Genomic DNA, 15214 nt, shown 5'->3' on the forward strand with positions numbered 1-15214 from the left:
ATTGACGAGCGCTTGAATTCTCTGGTAAATATACCAGAAATTTTAATTAAGGTCACCCTAAATGCACTTCAAACCCATATACAGCGCTCCATTACCCCTTGTACCCGCATTGGCCGGCGGTTTAATGCTCTTTTCCGCATTTCCGGCGCCAGGCCTTTATCCCATCGCTTTTTTTGCCCTGGTCCCGTTATGGTTTTCCATTGACCGGCTGGGTTCGACACAGGCATTTTATGCGGGTATCGGCACCGGCATTTGCTTTTATCTGCCCTTGATTTACTGGATCTATTTCACCCTGACCAAATACGGCGGCCTGAACGCTTTAGCAGCCCTGTCTTGCCTGTTACTTCTGGTCCTGTACCTCTCTGTTTATACGGGTGTTTTTGCCCTGGCCATGAAAAAGATCCCTGTCCCTGACGGTCTTGTCCCATTCTGGGGGGCTGTGGCCTGGGTCGCCCTGGAATATATCAGGACCTATTTGTTTTCCGGCTTTCCTTGGGGATTGCTTGGCTACAGCCAGTACCCCAACCTTGTATTGATTCAGGCGGCGGACATATCCGGGGTTTTGGGAATCTCTTTTCTGCTGGTGCTTGCCAACGGGATTATCGTGATTGCCTTTAAGCATTTTTTTCAAAGGACATGGCCTGAAAAAACAACTATGGCAGGTTTAAGTCTTGCAATGGGGCTGATTTGCTTGGGCTTTATTTACGGCCATTTTGAACTGGTAAAAATCCGTGGGCAGATCAAAGAATCACCTTCCCGGAAAATTTCGGTTGTCCAGGCCAACATCTCCCAGGACCGGAAATGGGATAAAACATTTATTGATGAAACCCTAGACCGGTATTCCCGATTATCTCTCCAGGCGATCCCATGCGATCTTGTGGTGTGGCCGGAAACGGCTGTGCCCTTTTATTACGGCATGGACCCTGTGCCCTCGAACCGGGTGGATGCCATGGTGAGACAGGCAGGTACCTTTTTTCTTATCGGCATCCCTGCCGCCCAGCCTTCGGACCAGGGGTTCCTGTACTACAACCGGGCCTGCATGCTCACCCCTCTTGCCCTGCCAAAGGGCTATTATGACAAACATCACCTGGTGCCCTTTGGGGAGTATGTGCCTTTCAAAGACCTTCTCTGGTTTGCTCAAAAACTGACAGCCGGTGCCGGTGATTTTTCCAAGGGGAAAACCGGGGCGGTGCCGTTAAAATTCGGTACGGGAACAACCGGGGTCTTAATTTGTTTTGAAATTCTTTTTCCCGATATTGCCAGGGATTTTGTGCGCAATGGGGCGGATATTTTAACCACCATGACCAATGATGCCTGGTTCGGCCGGACCCAGGCTGCGCTCCAGCACTTTTCCATTTCCGTATTCAGGGCTGTTGAAAACCGCCGCAGTGTGGTCCGGGCCGCAAATACAGGCATCTCTGGATTCGTTGATCCTTCGGGCACCATCCTTGAGAAAACAGATATTTTTACTGCTTGCTCCCTTACCCGGCAGGTTCCGGTCCTGTCCGGCAAAACCTTTTATACCCGCCACGGTGACCTTTTTGCCAAAGCCTGCCTGGTTGCATTTCTTTTGATTTGTGTGATAAAACCCATGAGAAAAAAATTTAGGAGATTTTTATAATGAGTGTAGAATACAAACAGATCATCTCTTCTATCACTGCTAAAGCCAACCGGCTTAAGGAGTATCTTTGACCTCCCTGTAAAGGAAAAACGGCTTCGGGAACTTGAGCTGTTCATTGCCAGGGAAGACTTCTGGAATGATGCGGATAAAGCCACCGAGATGTTAAAGGAACGCACCACCATCGCCGGTCTTATCGACACCTGCAATGACATATTTTCAGAAATTGAGGATGTGGAGGTGATGCTGGAACTGGCAAGGGAGGAGTCGGACAAGGCGGCCGAAGAGGAAGCCGGCCAGATGCTGGCTCAGCTGGAGAAAAAGGTAAAGCGCTTTTCCCTGGAGATTACCCTTGACGGGGAGGATGATGCCAGGGATGCGATTGTCTCCATCAATGCCGGTGCCGGGGGCACGGATTCCCAGGACTGGGCGGAAATGCTGTTCCGGATGTATACCCGTTGGATCGATAAAAAGGGTTACAAGTGCAAGGTCATTGACTTTCAGGAGGGAGACGAAGCCGGTATCAAGGGCGCAACCCTTCATGTTTCCGGTCCAAATTGCTACGGGTTCATGAAAGCCGAATCCGGGGTGCATCGTCTGGTCCGGATTTCCCCGTTTAATGCCGGAGGCAAGCGCCAGACCTCTTTTGCTGCCGTTTTCGTCTATCCGGAGATCAATGATGAAATCAATATCGACATTGATGAAGGGGACTTGCGCATTGATGTGTACCGGGCCAGTGGGGCCGGCGGCCAGCACGTGAACAAAACCAGTTCGGCCGTACGTATCACCCATGCGCCCACGGGCGTCGTGGTTCAGTGTCAGCAGGAATCTTCCCAGCACCGGAATAAAGAAATCGCCATGAAAGTGCTTAAATCACGTCTCTATCAGCTGGAAAAGCAGAAGCAGGATCAAAAAAGGCAGAGCCTGCACGACGGCAAGGATGACAATGCCTGGGGCAGCCAGATCCGCTCCTATGTGCTGCATCCCTACAGAATGGTGAAAGATCATCGTATTGACCTTGAAATCGGGGATGTGGACCGGGTGTTGAACGGAGATCTTGATCCGTTTATTGAGGGGGTATTGATGTCCGGTGTCCTAAATAGTTAGTGTTTGGATGAAAAATCACCCATCTGCGGCGTTGCTGCACAAACCTAAAATCCTCACGTACTAAAGTACGCTCCGGTTTTAGCTTTGCTTGCGCCTTGCACCTGGGCAATTTTTCATCCAAACACGGGTTCCCATTTAGTCGCTAACTGTTAGACAGACAGATTCTGAGTTTTTATGCCGATAGATCCAGTGGAAATTATCAGTCAGTTTTATGATCCGGATTCAAAGCTTTTTACCCTCCTGGTGGAACATAGCAGAAAGGTGGCCGCAAAAAGCCTTGAGATTGCAAAGGGCGTTGCCCACCTGAATCCGGACATGGACTTCATAGAAAATGCAGCCATGCTCCATGATATCGGTATTTTTAAGACCAGTTCTCCGAAAATCGGCTGTGCGGGAAAATACCCCTATGTGTGTCACGGATACCTGGGACGTGAACTTTTAGACGGGTTGGGCCTGCCCCGGGAATTTGGCCTTGTGTCCGAACGTCATACCGGAGCCGGCATCACCCTTGAAAATATTATTGAAGCGGATTTGCCGTTGCCCCACCGGGACATGGTACCCGTCACCCTGGAAGAAAAAATCATCTGCTGCGCGGACAAATTCTATTCAAAAAGTCCGAAAAAACAAAATAAAGTCATGACCCGGAAAAAAATTGAAAAATCCCTTGCCAAGCTTAATCCGGGCCATGCAGAGAGATTTGCCGCCTGGGCGGATGAATTTAATCTGTAAGAAGTGAAGATTTAAAAAAAATCCATAACAAGAAAGGGGGACTTAAAAATGATTAGCAACAATGAGACGTTGGAAAAAGTATATACTGCGGAAAGTCATACAGAATTGATGGATGCGTATAAAGAGTGGGCCGGCGATTACGACCGGGACACGGTGCAGGAGTACGGATATACCGCCCACATTGAATCGGCAACCGCACTGGACAGCGTTTTGGACAGCAAAGAGAGCCGGATTCTGGATGCCGGATGCGGCACGGGCCTGGTGGGGCTTGAGTTGTCCCGGCTTGGATACCAGCACATGGATGCCTTGGACTATTCGGCAGATATGTTGGCCCAGGCAAAAAAGAAGGCCGTATATAATGAACTTATCCAGGCCGATTTGAGTAAGCCTTTGACGTTACCTGATAATAAATACGATGCCGTGAATTGTACCGGCACTTTCACTTACGGCCATGTCGGGGCAGATGCCTTTGATGAACTGATCCGTGTGACCCGTCCCGGCGGAATCGTCTGCTTTACCATCCGTGAGGGAGCCTATGAAGAGTTCGGTTACCAGGATAAAATGGCGGAACTGGAAAAGAAAAACGCCTGGGAGCTTATGGAGCTTAAGGATGCCCAATATTTTGAGCAGGATGATGTGAAATGCAAGCTGTGCACATATAAGGTGACACATTGAAAATAGAAAAAGCCCCGACCGACAGCTGTCGACCGGGGCTTTAAATTTTATCCCGGCGTTTTTTAGGTAGAAAGATGATCTTTTTTAAAAATCAATCTGGAATTTCATGCCGTAGTAGAGTTCATCACCTTCATCATTGCCGCTCATATCATCCATGGCATCAAGGAAGCCGATTTCCGGAACGATAGTAACGCCGCTGGCCAGAGTGAATGCGGCCTGTACATAGTAAGCCATGGCCTCATCTTCATCATCAGCATCATCCAATTCGGTAGAAACATAGCCGATGCCGGCCTCAAGGGTAACCATATCATTCACTTGAAAGCCGACCACGCCAACTAGGCCATAGGCATCGTTGTCCTTCAGCTCTCCGCCTACGATCGCGGGATCATCATCAGGCGCACATGCCAGGCCATAGGGGCCCACGTTCTGGCCAAACCAGGCGTCAGCAGCAATGTAGGCCGGACCGAAGTTGAATTTACCAGCCAGGGCCAGTATGTATGAATCCACATCGAATTCATCATCAATTTCATAGGTCTGGTATCCGGCAGCCGCCTCTATGGAAAAGCTGTCCATGGACAGTTTGTACTTGGCTTCCAGCTTGGGCATCACGACTTGCCTCTCATCTGTTGCATCATCCCCGTCCAGATCATGATCGACATTCGGCGAAATAGCTGCAATCTGGAATCCCCCGAAAGTCAAGCGGATCATGGGCCGGCGGCTTGCATCCACTTTGCCGTATTTCTTTAATCCCGCATTGTTGTCGTAGACCTGATTGCTTATGCCAAATTTAAGCAGGCTGTCGGTCTGTCCCACCAACAGCTTTCCACTGCCGAAATCCCACTCGCCGTATAAGTGACGGATATTGGCAACACCGTCGTCGGTTCCGTATTCAAAACGGCCGGCAAGCGTATCGGAGACCTTGACTTTGGCGCCGATGCGTGAATCGGTCTGAAGGGTTTCGCTGTAATTGGTTTCTGAATCTCCTGTGCTGTCTTCTACATCGCTCCAGAAGGCTTCAATCCTGGCGCTGCCGTAAAAATTCCAATCCGCCGCCATAGCGTTTGAGCCCACAGCGAGTCCTGCCGCTAACACAACAAGTGCCATAAAACGTTTCATCTTTTTTCCTTTCTAAAAAAATTGAATTTTCCGGCTATGCAGCCGGAGCCTGTTCTTCAGCCCGTTTGCAGTCTAACGCCTTAAAATCCTGAAAAGGTAAAAGGCGTTAGATTTTTTATAACAGCCACGGGCTGACCTGGTTTTTCACCGTGGTTCAGCCCACAACGAAAGTTGAAAGATCTGTGTTAATTACCCAGACTTTCTTATAAAAAAACGGTCTGAATTGATGGGCCATTTTCTGCGGGTCAGGTTAGGCTGTTATTTTAAGATTATTAGTTTTCGACTAATCTTCAATAGGTTGCGCCAGGCGCAAAGAGGCAATATGGCATTTTTAAAAAAACCATTCTCGTTAATGGCCCGGTCCATGGTAATCTCCTGAAAAATATTTTAAATCAAACGATCATTTAAAAGAAAAAAGGATATATTTATGAAAGACGTTGTCATTGTATCAGCCTGCCGCACGGCCATAGGAGCCTTTGGCGGCACATTAAAAGACTTGAACGGTGCCTATCTTGCCGGTGTTACCATGAAGGAGGCCGTCAAACGGGCAGGAATTGATCCTGCCGTCATTGATGACGTGCGTTACGGCACCTGTGTGGAGCACCACGATACCTTGAACACCACCCGGGTGGCTGCGCTGATGGCAGGTATTCCGGACACAGTGCCTGCCGTCACCATCAACCGGGTGTGCATTTCAGGAATGGAAGCGGTCTTGTCCGGTATGGCCATGATCCAGGCCGGCATGGCCGATGTGATCCTGGCAGGCGGCACCGAGCACATGTCCGGTGTGCCCTATGCCGTGCCCAAAGCCCGCTGGGGATGCCGTCTTCAGGATGCCAATTTTGTGGATGCCCTGATCCACTCACTGTATTGCGGGTCTCGTCTTCTGCCATTTGATGAAACGTCACCTGTGGACACCACCCAGCCCCCGGCCTCCGATTTTCTGGGCAAACCATATATTATGGGGCACACTGCGGAGTTTCTTGCACAGCTTCTGAACATCAGCAGAGCGGAAATGGACGAGGTTGCGCTTCGTTCACATAACAATGCGGAACGGGCCACCCTCGACGGCAGCTTTGCCGATGAAATCGTCCCCGTTGAAGTGCCCCAGCGCAAAAAAGAGCCCATCATCTTTGACAAAGACGAACATTTCAAGCCCGGTATCACCCTGGAAAAACTTGCGGCCTTGCCCCCGGCTTTTATTCCAAAAACCGGTAAGGTCACTGCCGGCAACGCCTCGGGCATTAATGACGGTGCCACCGGTATGGTAATCATGTCCGCAGACAAGGCCAAAGAATTGGGGCTTACCCCCATGGCAAAAATAAAAGCCACGGGCATGGGAGCCTGCCATCCGTCCGTCATGGGGCTCTCTCCGGTTCCGGCGGTCAAGGACCTGATGGCAAAATCCGGAATTACCATCAATGATTTTGACCTGATTGAGGTGAATGAAGCCTTTGCCGCCCAGTACCTGGCATGCGAAAAAGAGTTGAATCTTAACCGTGAGATTACAAATATTAACGGTTCCGGCATTGGCTTGGGGCACCCTATAGGCTCCACAGGGGCCCGGATCATGACCACGTTGATATATGCCATGAAAAACAATAACAAGCGCTTGGGTCTTGCCACGCTTTGCGGCGGCGGCGGCGTATCAATGGCCTGTGCAATCGAGATGCTGTAATGCCGTTCAGGCGTAAAAACAGAAGCAGTATATGTTGAATTTAAGCATAACAGATCTGCGCAGGTCCCTAAAATCGTCAAAACAAGTAAAAGGATTTGCCTTTTCACCTAGAACCGCGTAGAGATAGACATTAATTCTTACCCTTTTGCGAATTTTTGTCCCATGAAAGAAAATAAAAATATCAAGCTGTTCAGACCCTTTATCATAGATGTGGAAGCATCAGGCTTTGGCTGCGAATCCTATCCCATTGAAATCGGATTAGCGCTTGAAAAGGAAAACAGGTACTGCAGTCTGATTAAACCGGCGGATTGGTGGACCCATTGGGATATGGCAGCCCAAAAGATCCACCACATTCCCCGGGATATTCTGACCCAACACGGTAAACCCCTGGGTCACGTGGCCAGGGAATTAAACCATATTTTAAAAAGCCTGACCGTTTATTCGGATGGATGGACCACGGACAAACCCTGGGTAACCCGGCTTTTTTCCGAAGCCGGTATCCGCCAGACCTTCACCATCAGTCCCCTGGAATGCATACTGACCGAACCCCAGATGGAAATCTGGCACGCCACCAAGGAAAGCATTATCGCCTCCATGGACCTGACCCGGCACAGAGCCTGTTCGGATGCCTTCATAATCCAGGAGACATTTTTTCGTACCCGGATGAAAACACAGGACAAGTCACTGAACCTGCAACCCATTTTAGACATAAAAAGCTAGAATAATGATGTTACCCCCAGACAACACCCCTGATGCGCCACTGCCTTTAAGCAAAACAAAGAAAAAAAAAATTGCGGAAAACCTTCAACAGCTTGGAGAGGATTTAAGCCTGCTTTCCGTCAGCCAGCTTGAACTGCTCGACCTTGATCCGGACCTGTTTAAAGCCCTGGTCGAGGGAAAATCCATTACCGCCAATGTGGCGGCCAGGCGCCACAGGCAGTACATCGGTACCTTGATGAGGCAGGTGGACCCTGAACCTATTCTCGCCGCACTTGAACAGTTGAAAACCGCACCCACCGGTATTTACAGCCCCAAATCAGATATTGATCCACAAACAGACAAGGACAGCCGGGCGTTGTTGGACAGGTTGCTGGCCTGGGATGATGATGCCATGGAAACAATCCTGTCAGCCGATCCCGATATGGACCGCCAGCACTTAAGACAGTTGGTTCGAAATGCCAACAAAGATATATCCACACAGAAAAAAAATTCAAAATCGCTGCAGGCATTGAAAGAACTAATTGCCCGGTTAAAAGTTAAGGAAGTATAGGGCATTGTCCTCATTGGCGATGGTGCTCCATGGATATGGGAATAAAGCCTAAAACTTAGCCATTCATGGGTACATGATTTCTCCTTTTTGTACAAAAATTTTCTTAATCATATGTTCTTTTTTTCTTAATCATTTATAAGTATTTTTCAAGTCAGGTCCATTGTAAATGAATTTGTCCAAGCCTAAAGGCCGATAGCCGGAAATATGGATCAGCCTAAAGCGGTTGTCTATATTTTTTTTCAGCATTAGGTGTAAAATTTGCTTTCCACATAAAAGCGATGTGTCTATGGTCGTAATCGTTTCATTGGAGCGGAGCAGCTTTTCATTATAGCTGTGTCAGAAGTAGGTACATGCGACACCAGAAACTAGGAAATGGAATACTGGACTTAGAACGGATCTGAGTTCAATTCATTTGAATTATAATCTTTTTGGGGAGATGCAATGAAACATCTAAAAATTTTTTGTCTTTGTCTTTCAGTATGGATCTTTTTAGCCGGTATAGCTTTGGCAACAACCATTACAGCAGTTGCAACTGATATTGAGAACACCACTTTAAATCAAGATCTCTGGGAATATGAATTTACGGTATCTGGTTACGATTATAATACTGAAGATGGGTTTACTATTTACTTTGACTACAATTCTTTTGGTGCCATTGATCCTGATGGCGTTGTAGCTGCTCCAAATTCAGATTGGGATATACAAACCTGGAACCCTGATACTTCATTACCGGATGACGGCGGCTATGACGCCTTTGCTCTGAGTGATGATTATGCATCTTTTACCGAAACGTTCACCGTTCAGGCCGTATTGCTGTCTAATGGTAATACCACAGCCTGGTATTATGAAACCTATGAGGCCGGTCAGTGGGACACTGTTCCAGAGCCAACCACAGCACTTTTATTAGGTATCGGGCTGATAGGGGCAGCAGGGGCACTCAGAAAAAGAGAGTAATTTTAGAGCTGTCTGTTCGAGGTTCGCAAGGCAGGGCTATACGCCCTGCCGGCAGCGGCTCAAATACCGCTTCACGAAAAAGCCAAAGAATCGTCAACACATTTTAAAATGCCATTGACGGTTATGCGGAAAGCCACGGGTTCAACAAGTTATATACTCTCTATAGGGCATTGAACAGCCGGGTTGCCGGAAGTTGAAAGCATCAACCTTCAGTAATCCGTTTTTTTATTTTTTAGCAGGTTAACAAATCATTAGGAGGGAGCACATGAAACAAGTCTTGAAGTTGTTATGGATGTGGGCGGCGGCCCTGGTACTTGCCGTTTCCTTGTACGTCCCCCAGGGTTTGGCAGCGGTAGGGCCAAATGATGATCTAACCGTTTCAAATTATACTTTAATTTCGAAACAGCGGGTGGGCCGTACGTATTTTGTTTATACGTTTAAGGCGGATATTGCCAATTCATCTGTGTATGACTACCAGTCCATAACCGCCACCATCACCAACAGTTCTTCTGGCACGGTAATGCAGGACGGCAGCTTAAGCTTTCCCGATGTGAGTGCCGGGGGGGCCGCGACCTCAACCGACACCTTTTCATTCAAACAGAATAGACTGATTGCCTTTAGCTGGGACAACATCACTTTTATAGTAAGTGCTACCCAGGCCAGCGTTGAACCCACCGATACGGACAATGACGGCACTCCGGATGACGAGGACGGTTGCCCCACAGATCCCAATAAGACAGAACCCGGCACCTGTGGTTGCGGTGTGGCCGATACGGATACCGATACCGACGGAACGCCTGATTGTATTGATAGTTGCCCCAATGACCCCAACAAGACAGCGCCTGGTATCTGCGGCTGCGGTGTTATTGATGCAGACACTGACGGTGACGGAGTAGCGGACTGCAACGACAACTGCCCCAATGATCCGGAAAAGATAGAACCCGGCACTTGTGGTTGTGGTGTGGCCGATATGGATACCGATGCCGACGGAACGCCTGACTGTAGTGATGGTTGCCCCAATGACCCCAACAAGATAGCGCCTGGTATCTGCGGCTGCGGTGTTATTGATACAGACACAGACGGTGACGGAGTAGCGGACTGCAACGACAACTGCCCCAATGATCCGGAAAAGATAGAACCCGGCAGTTGTGGTTGTGGTGTGGCCGATATGGATACCGATACCGACGGAACGCCTGACTGTAGTGATGGTTGCCCCAATGACCCCAACAAGACAGAACCTGGTAGCTGTGGTTGCGGTGTTGTCGATACAGACACAGACGGTGACGGAATAGCGGACTGCAACGACAACTGCCCGGAGATTGCCAATGCGGACCAGGCTGATACAGACGCCGACGGCGATGGCGATGTCTGTGATACAGATACACCCATTAACATTACAGGTGTTGTTACAGGCAGCGGGGCATTGATCGCAGGTGCGACCGTAACCATTGGAACTACGGATCTTTTTATATCAACGACAACAACGGATTCAGGTGTTTTTACAATCACTTCACAACTGTCGGCTATTGGCGATATAACCATCGGCAACAATTTGTTGTTTCCCGTAAAGGTTGAGGCCCAAGGATATACTACAGGATATTTTAAAGTTGCGTGGGTAAATGGACAGAATTTCTATGAGGGTGTAGAAGTTATTCTTTTGCCGATTACCACAGAGATCGACGAAAACGACGAGCTTGCAAGTGGTGTCAATATCGTTCGGCAGACATCGGGAGGGAGTGAAACCATTGGAAAAATAACAATTTCCGATGATGTCATCGACGCGTCAGGCTATACAGGTCCCATTACAGGCAAAATCACCTATATTGATCCTACAACATCCGATATCACAAGTATCCCGGGCGGCGATCTGCTGGCCCTACAAGGAAACGATCCAAACAACCCTGAGGACATCGTCTCTCTGGAAAGTCTTGGCATGATGGAATTCGATCTTGTGGATGCCAACGGAGTGGCTGTTAAAGCACTCGACGGAACTGCCGAGATCTGCATGAAGCTACCCGATGGAATTGATGCTGATGTAGACGAAACCATTCCATTATGGCACTATGACCCGGATCAGGGCCTCTGGATTGAAGAAGGCTCAGGTACTGTGTCAGAAATTGATGGAGAACTTTGGATCTGCGGCAGTGTCGAGCATTTTACCTGGTGGAACTACGACCGCCCCGTTACCGATCATGCCTGTTTTAAATTTCAGATTTTGGATCTTTCTTCAGGGAATCCTATCAGCTATTCCAGTGTTTATGCCGAAGGGGTAAACTATGACGGTACATCTCCTGCAAGGCCCTGCGACTGTGACAGTGACGATCCATCTCCTTGTCCTGGCAGTTCAATGTATTCTTTTACCCTGTTGAGAAGCACGGCAACCAAGACCTATAATTTTGTAATTTATACGCTTATATCTGGTCGGAATTATTACTTTATGAACCATCCAGATCAGGATACTTATCCTGGCGCATACCGGCTCACAACCGACGAGTCCTTGGCCAGACGCTTTGAAACGCCTACTCTCCAGGGCAGTTGCTTGAATTCTGTTAACGTTGAAAACTGCAGCCTCCTTCCCGAAGCCGGATCCGATACCCCAGCTTCGGACGGAACCATAATCGTGGATACGCAGAACATCAACTTTGCCCCCAGCATCTACAACCTGACTATTCCGGCAGAACTGGAAGGCGGAGCAACCATTGAGGTCTCCGCAGATGTCACGGATATTAACGACGGTGACACTGTCAGCGTGACCTGGTCGGCCGGTTGCGGAAGCATTACTGATTTGTCTAATATTTCAGACACAATAGGGCCCGTGACTGTAAGTGCACAATACACAGCCCCTGAGACACTGTCCTACTGCAGGATCACGGTTACGGCAACTGACAGCAATGGTCTATCTTCAACAGCATATCAAAATATTTTGGTCAAGGGTGACGCAACCTACCGCGATATTTCAGGCATTCTGTACGGACCTGATGGAAATTCAGTTTCAGGCCAGGACGTCACATTATTGTATTATTACACTAATGAGGATGAGTCTGAAGTATTTGAAACAGTTACAACCGATGGTGATGGCCGGTTCACCTTTGAAAACGTTCCCATCTGTATGAACCTGGATGGCGAAGCAACAGGATTTCGAGGGTATCTTGAAACCACCCTTTCGGTCGGCAACGATGCCACGGGCTGGACCGCTAACCGGTGGATTTCTTTGGACGGTTGCTCCAACGAGGATTTGGATATTTCAAGCTGCAGTTTTAACATCAACTATCCTCTCTTCTGGGGAACAGTATCGGGCGCATATTATGGTAGTGATGGAAATATAGACACAAGCCAGTCAGATTCCTTATATTTAAGTGTACTGCCTGGTCTGCAAGGCAGTTTAAGTTTATGGACCGAGGTCCCTATGATAAGCGGAAAGTACGGTCCTGTTTCCGGTCCTGTTTCATCAGCAACATATATATACTATTGGGATGGAACAATGGAGTGGGCTAGTGAACTCTCTGATTTGACAACGGTATCACAGTCCATTGTCCGGGATTTCGGCCCAGTTGTAACCGTCAATGTCTCAGGCACGGTCTTTGGTAATGATGGTAATCCGCTAGCAGGAGCGACTGTTTACTGTCGAGGGTATGACAATGAAGAATTATTAGGAAGTACAACTACAGGGGATAACGGCCAATACAGCTTCAGTGCTTTAACTGCTCCTGTTTCAACGAATTCCGATTTGGACTGGTCCTATATGTATGCATACATCACGGTGGAAGATCAGGACCTGACCCAAAATAAAACCAGGTTCTATTTTGATGAAAAAGACATCAATAAAACCGTGGATGTCAACGGGCAAGGATGCACGGTAAATGGCAGGGTGGTAGATCCGACCGGAATACCGATTGAAGGGGCCGTTATTGATTTTTCGAATGATGGCCGGTCGGGGGATGTTACCACAGGTGAAAACGGGGAATTCTCCCTTAGCGGCCTATCCACCGGAATGATTTATTTTATAATAAATGACCTGCCCGATGAATATGATAATGGGAATGAATACTACTATTGGGGCTATTATTATTCCTATTTTGAATTCGCCGGTCAAGCAAAGCAGATTGATATGCAGATTAATAGCTTCTTGGATGATTGTTCCCTTTACGGATACTAATTTGATGGATGATCGGGATTATTTTAAACAGGCAAGCGATGACGAAATATAAAAAGATTGTCTCAAGCCTGAAATATGGCCCCTGCGGCTACGGCCGGTAGACTCAAGGGCAGGTTCGGTGGTAGTTTTTCCCCGTTTCCTGCCCTTTTTTATTGAACGGGCTGTTCTGAGACAATACGAATTGCAACTATTCAGGATTAACAATGAAACCCGGCGGGGCCTTTTCCCACGGATACCCCTCCCGGGCCATCTGAAAGCCCCGATCAAACAGTTTTTCCATATATACCGGGTCAAAGCTTTCCGCAGGCTTTTCTGTGAAATCAGAAGGGATCCATGCCAGATTGAAATTCGTTCCGTCCCTCTGGCACAGGGCATAGATCTGGTAAAAATCACCGATTCCCTGGGTCCGGATCAGGGAATCCACGGACCGGGTCGCAATGGGAATCAGCTGGGGTTTTACCCCGTTGACATCAGATTCCAGAAAGGAGTTGCGAATCACATACACTTCAGGCGTTCCCTGGACCTTTGAACGCTCCATGATGGATTTCCAGTCAACGGTAGCTGGATAAACAAAGACCTGGGAGCTGGTTCCGCCGTCCACATGAAGCTCATCAAACTTTTTTCCATTGGCCTCAACTTGAATCATTACCGGCGGAAAGGCAACTGGGATGGCGGCAGAAGCTCTGAGAATTTCATGGATCAGTTCAAGTTTGCCTGAATAATTACTCACGGCAATGGCCCCGATGTCCCAGATGACCGAACGGTCCGCATCAAGGTTGAATGTTCCGATAAACAGCCGTCGTCCCTTTTTGTATTCCCCGGCAATGGCGTCAACGATATATGCATTGATATATCTGGCGATCATGGCCTTCAGAGGTGTTGTGTCCACCATGGAGTCGCTGAACAGGATTGCAAAAGCACTTTTCTTTTTAACGATGTCCTTGGTGGATATCGTTGTATAGATGGTTTTCAGGGTATCATCATACTTTGACCCAAGAAAGGCAAAGGGCGCGGTTAGCGCACCGGTACTGATTCCTGTGACCATGGTGAATTCCGGCCGGGTCCCCGCAGCAGACCATCCGCACAAAAGCCCTGCGCCAAAGGCCCCGTTGGCGCCGCCTCTGGAAATGGCCAGGTAATGATGACGGGTATTGTATAAGCTTGAGGCTTGGCTAAGGTTTGACTCCGATGCTGTGCGCAGGGCCTCTGGCCATTCATCCCCCCAGAAACGGGCACGTGGAATACCGGGGATTTCTACCTTGGCACTCAGCTCGGGAGGGTCGGAGTTCCTCAGTGCCGCGCCTCCACAGCCTGTTATTGCAACGAGTACCGCCATGACGGCAAAATAGATTACGGTTGTGTGAATAGGTTTACGCGAACCAGGCATGGGTATTAAATCCTGTCAGTTGAAATGATTGTTATCCTATATACAGCCATGCATGCTATTATAAATCATGCAAACCCTGTCAATCGTTTTTTCTTGACAATTCGCTTCTGGTTTTGAGAAATAAATTTAAATGAAAAGAGTGGTAGATGAAATAAAAAAACGGTGGAAAACTTTAACCTTGATTATTTTAACAATAATTACGGTTTTTTCTCTTTTGCCGTTAGATGCATTACCTCCGGCACCCGGCACCGATAAAATACATCATTTCATTGCCTACGCCATGCTCATGTTGCCGGCAGCAGTTCGAAAGCCCGCTAATTGGGTACTGTTGGGTTTGTTTTTTGTCTTATACAGTGGCGCCATTGAGCTTATTCAACCGTTTATAAATCGCTATGGAGAATGGATGGATATGTTTGCAAATTCTTCAGGTGTCATATGTGGGGCGGTTATTGGCGGGCTGATTAATTTCATCATATCTGAAAAACAGGCAATGTAATCAGTGCATTAATACAATTTAATCAAAT

The 15214-nt window shown here is 48.2% G+C and carries 12 protein-coding genes and 1 riboswitch; of the genes, 10 read left to right on the forward strand and 2 right to left on the reverse strand.

Annotated features, from left to right (window positions below; translation table 11 throughout):
- Window positions 1-124 precede the first annotated feature (124 nt).
- The 4 genes from lnt to B147_RS0105100 all read left to right on the forward strand — a co-directional run bounded on the left by lnt (window position 125) and on the right by B147_RS0105100 (window position 4129).
- Window positions 125-1621, forward strand: a complete 1497-nt coding sequence (lnt, locus tag B147_RS0105085; RefSeq protein WP_245568929.1) for an apolipoprotein N-acyltransferase — start codon at window positions 125-127, stop codon at window positions 1619-1621.
- A protein-coding gene (prfB, locus tag B147_RS0105090; RefSeq protein WP_211216912.1) for a peptide chain release factor 2 occupies window positions 1621-2725 on the forward strand; the annotation gives its coding sequence in 2 pieces (ribosomal slippage) (window positions 1621-1689 and window positions 1691-2725; 1104 coding nt in all). The genes lnt and prfB overlap by 1 nt, the downstream gene beginning before the upstream one ends.
- A 174-nt stretch (window positions 2726-2899) precedes the next feature.
- Complete coding sequence (locus B147_RS0105095) at window positions 2900-3454, forward strand: HD domain-containing protein (RefSeq protein ID WP_020586161.1); 555 nt, start codon at window positions 2900-2902, stop codon at window positions 3452-3454.
- A 48-nt stretch (window positions 3455-3502) separates the two neighbouring features.
- Entirely contained in the window at window positions 3503-4129 is a 627-nt protein-coding gene (locus B147_RS0105100; RefSeq protein WP_020586162.1) for a class I SAM-dependent DNA methyltransferase, read from the forward strand.
- A gap of 84 nt (window positions 4130-4213) precedes the next feature.
- On the opposite strand, the gene B147_RS0105105 is transcribed toward B147_RS0105100, so the two are convergent.
- Entirely contained in the window at window positions 4214-5245 is a 1032-nt protein-coding gene (locus tag B147_RS0105105) for a hypothetical protein (RefSeq protein WP_020586163.1), read from the reverse strand.
- A 427-nt stretch (window positions 5246-5672) separates the two neighbouring features.
- Here B147_RS0105105 and B147_RS0105115 point away from each other — a divergent pair, with 427 nt between their 5' ends.
- The 5 genes from B147_RS0105115 to B147_RS32750 all read left to right on the forward strand — a co-directional run bounded on the left by B147_RS0105115 (window position 5673) and on the right by B147_RS32750 (window position 13303).
- On the forward strand, window positions 5673-6923 hold the full coding sequence (locus tag B147_RS0105115; RefSeq protein WP_020586165.1) for a thiolase family protein: 1251 nt from the start codon (window positions 5673-5675) through the stop codon (window positions 6921-6923).
- A 162-nt stretch (window positions 6924-7085) separates the two neighbouring features.
- Complete coding sequence (locus B147_RS27470) at window positions 7086-7643, forward strand: hypothetical protein (protein ID WP_020586166.1); 558 nt, start codon at window positions 7086-7088, stop codon at window positions 7641-7643.
- Between the two features lie 4 nt (window positions 7644-7647).
- On the forward strand, window positions 7648-8193 hold the full coding sequence (gene yjgA / locus B147_RS0105125) for a ribosome biogenesis factor YjgA (RefSeq protein ID WP_020586167.1): 546 nt from the start codon (window positions 7648-7650) through the stop codon (window positions 8191-8193).
- 441 nt (window positions 8194-8634) lie between these two features.
- Window positions 8635-9147, forward strand: a complete 513-nt coding sequence (locus tag B147_RS0105135; RefSeq protein WP_020586169.1) for a PEP-CTERM sorting domain-containing protein — start codon at window positions 8635-8637, stop codon at window positions 9145-9147.
- Window positions 9148-9218: 71 nt separating this feature from the next.
- A riboswitch (cyclic di-GMP riboswitch) is annotated at window positions 9219-9338 on the forward strand.
- Between the two features lie 74 nt (window positions 9339-9412).
- A complete protein-coding gene (locus B147_RS32750) occupies window positions 9413-13303 on the forward strand; it encodes a carboxypeptidase regulatory-like domain-containing protein (protein WP_020586170.1) in 3891 nt (1296 codons plus the stop codon).
- 187 nt (window positions 13304-13490) lie between these two features.
- Here the strand turns inward: B147_RS32750 and B147_RS0105145 are convergent, their stop codons facing one another.
- Window positions 13491-14690 carry a patatin-like phospholipase family protein gene (locus B147_RS0105145; protein WP_020586171.1) on the reverse strand — a complete coding sequence of 400 codons (1200 nt, stop codon included), beginning with the start codon at window positions 14688-14690 and terminating at the stop codon, window positions 13491-13493.
- Window positions 14691-14820: 130 nt separating this feature from the next.
- On the opposite strand from B147_RS0105145, the gene B147_RS0105150 reads away from it, so the two are divergent.
- Window positions 14821-15186 (forward strand): VanZ family protein, encoded by a 366-nt coding sequence (locus B147_RS0105150; protein ID WP_020586172.1) that lies wholly within the window; start codon window positions 14821-14823, stop codon window positions 15184-15186.
- Window positions 15187-15214 lie beyond the last annotated feature (28 nt).

The sequence above is a fragment of the Desulfobacter curvatus DSM 3379 genome (genome assembly GCF_000373985.1).
Classification (GTDB): Bacteria; Desulfobacterota; Desulfobacteria; order Desulfobacterales; family Desulfobacteraceae; genus Desulfobacter; species Desulfobacter curvatus.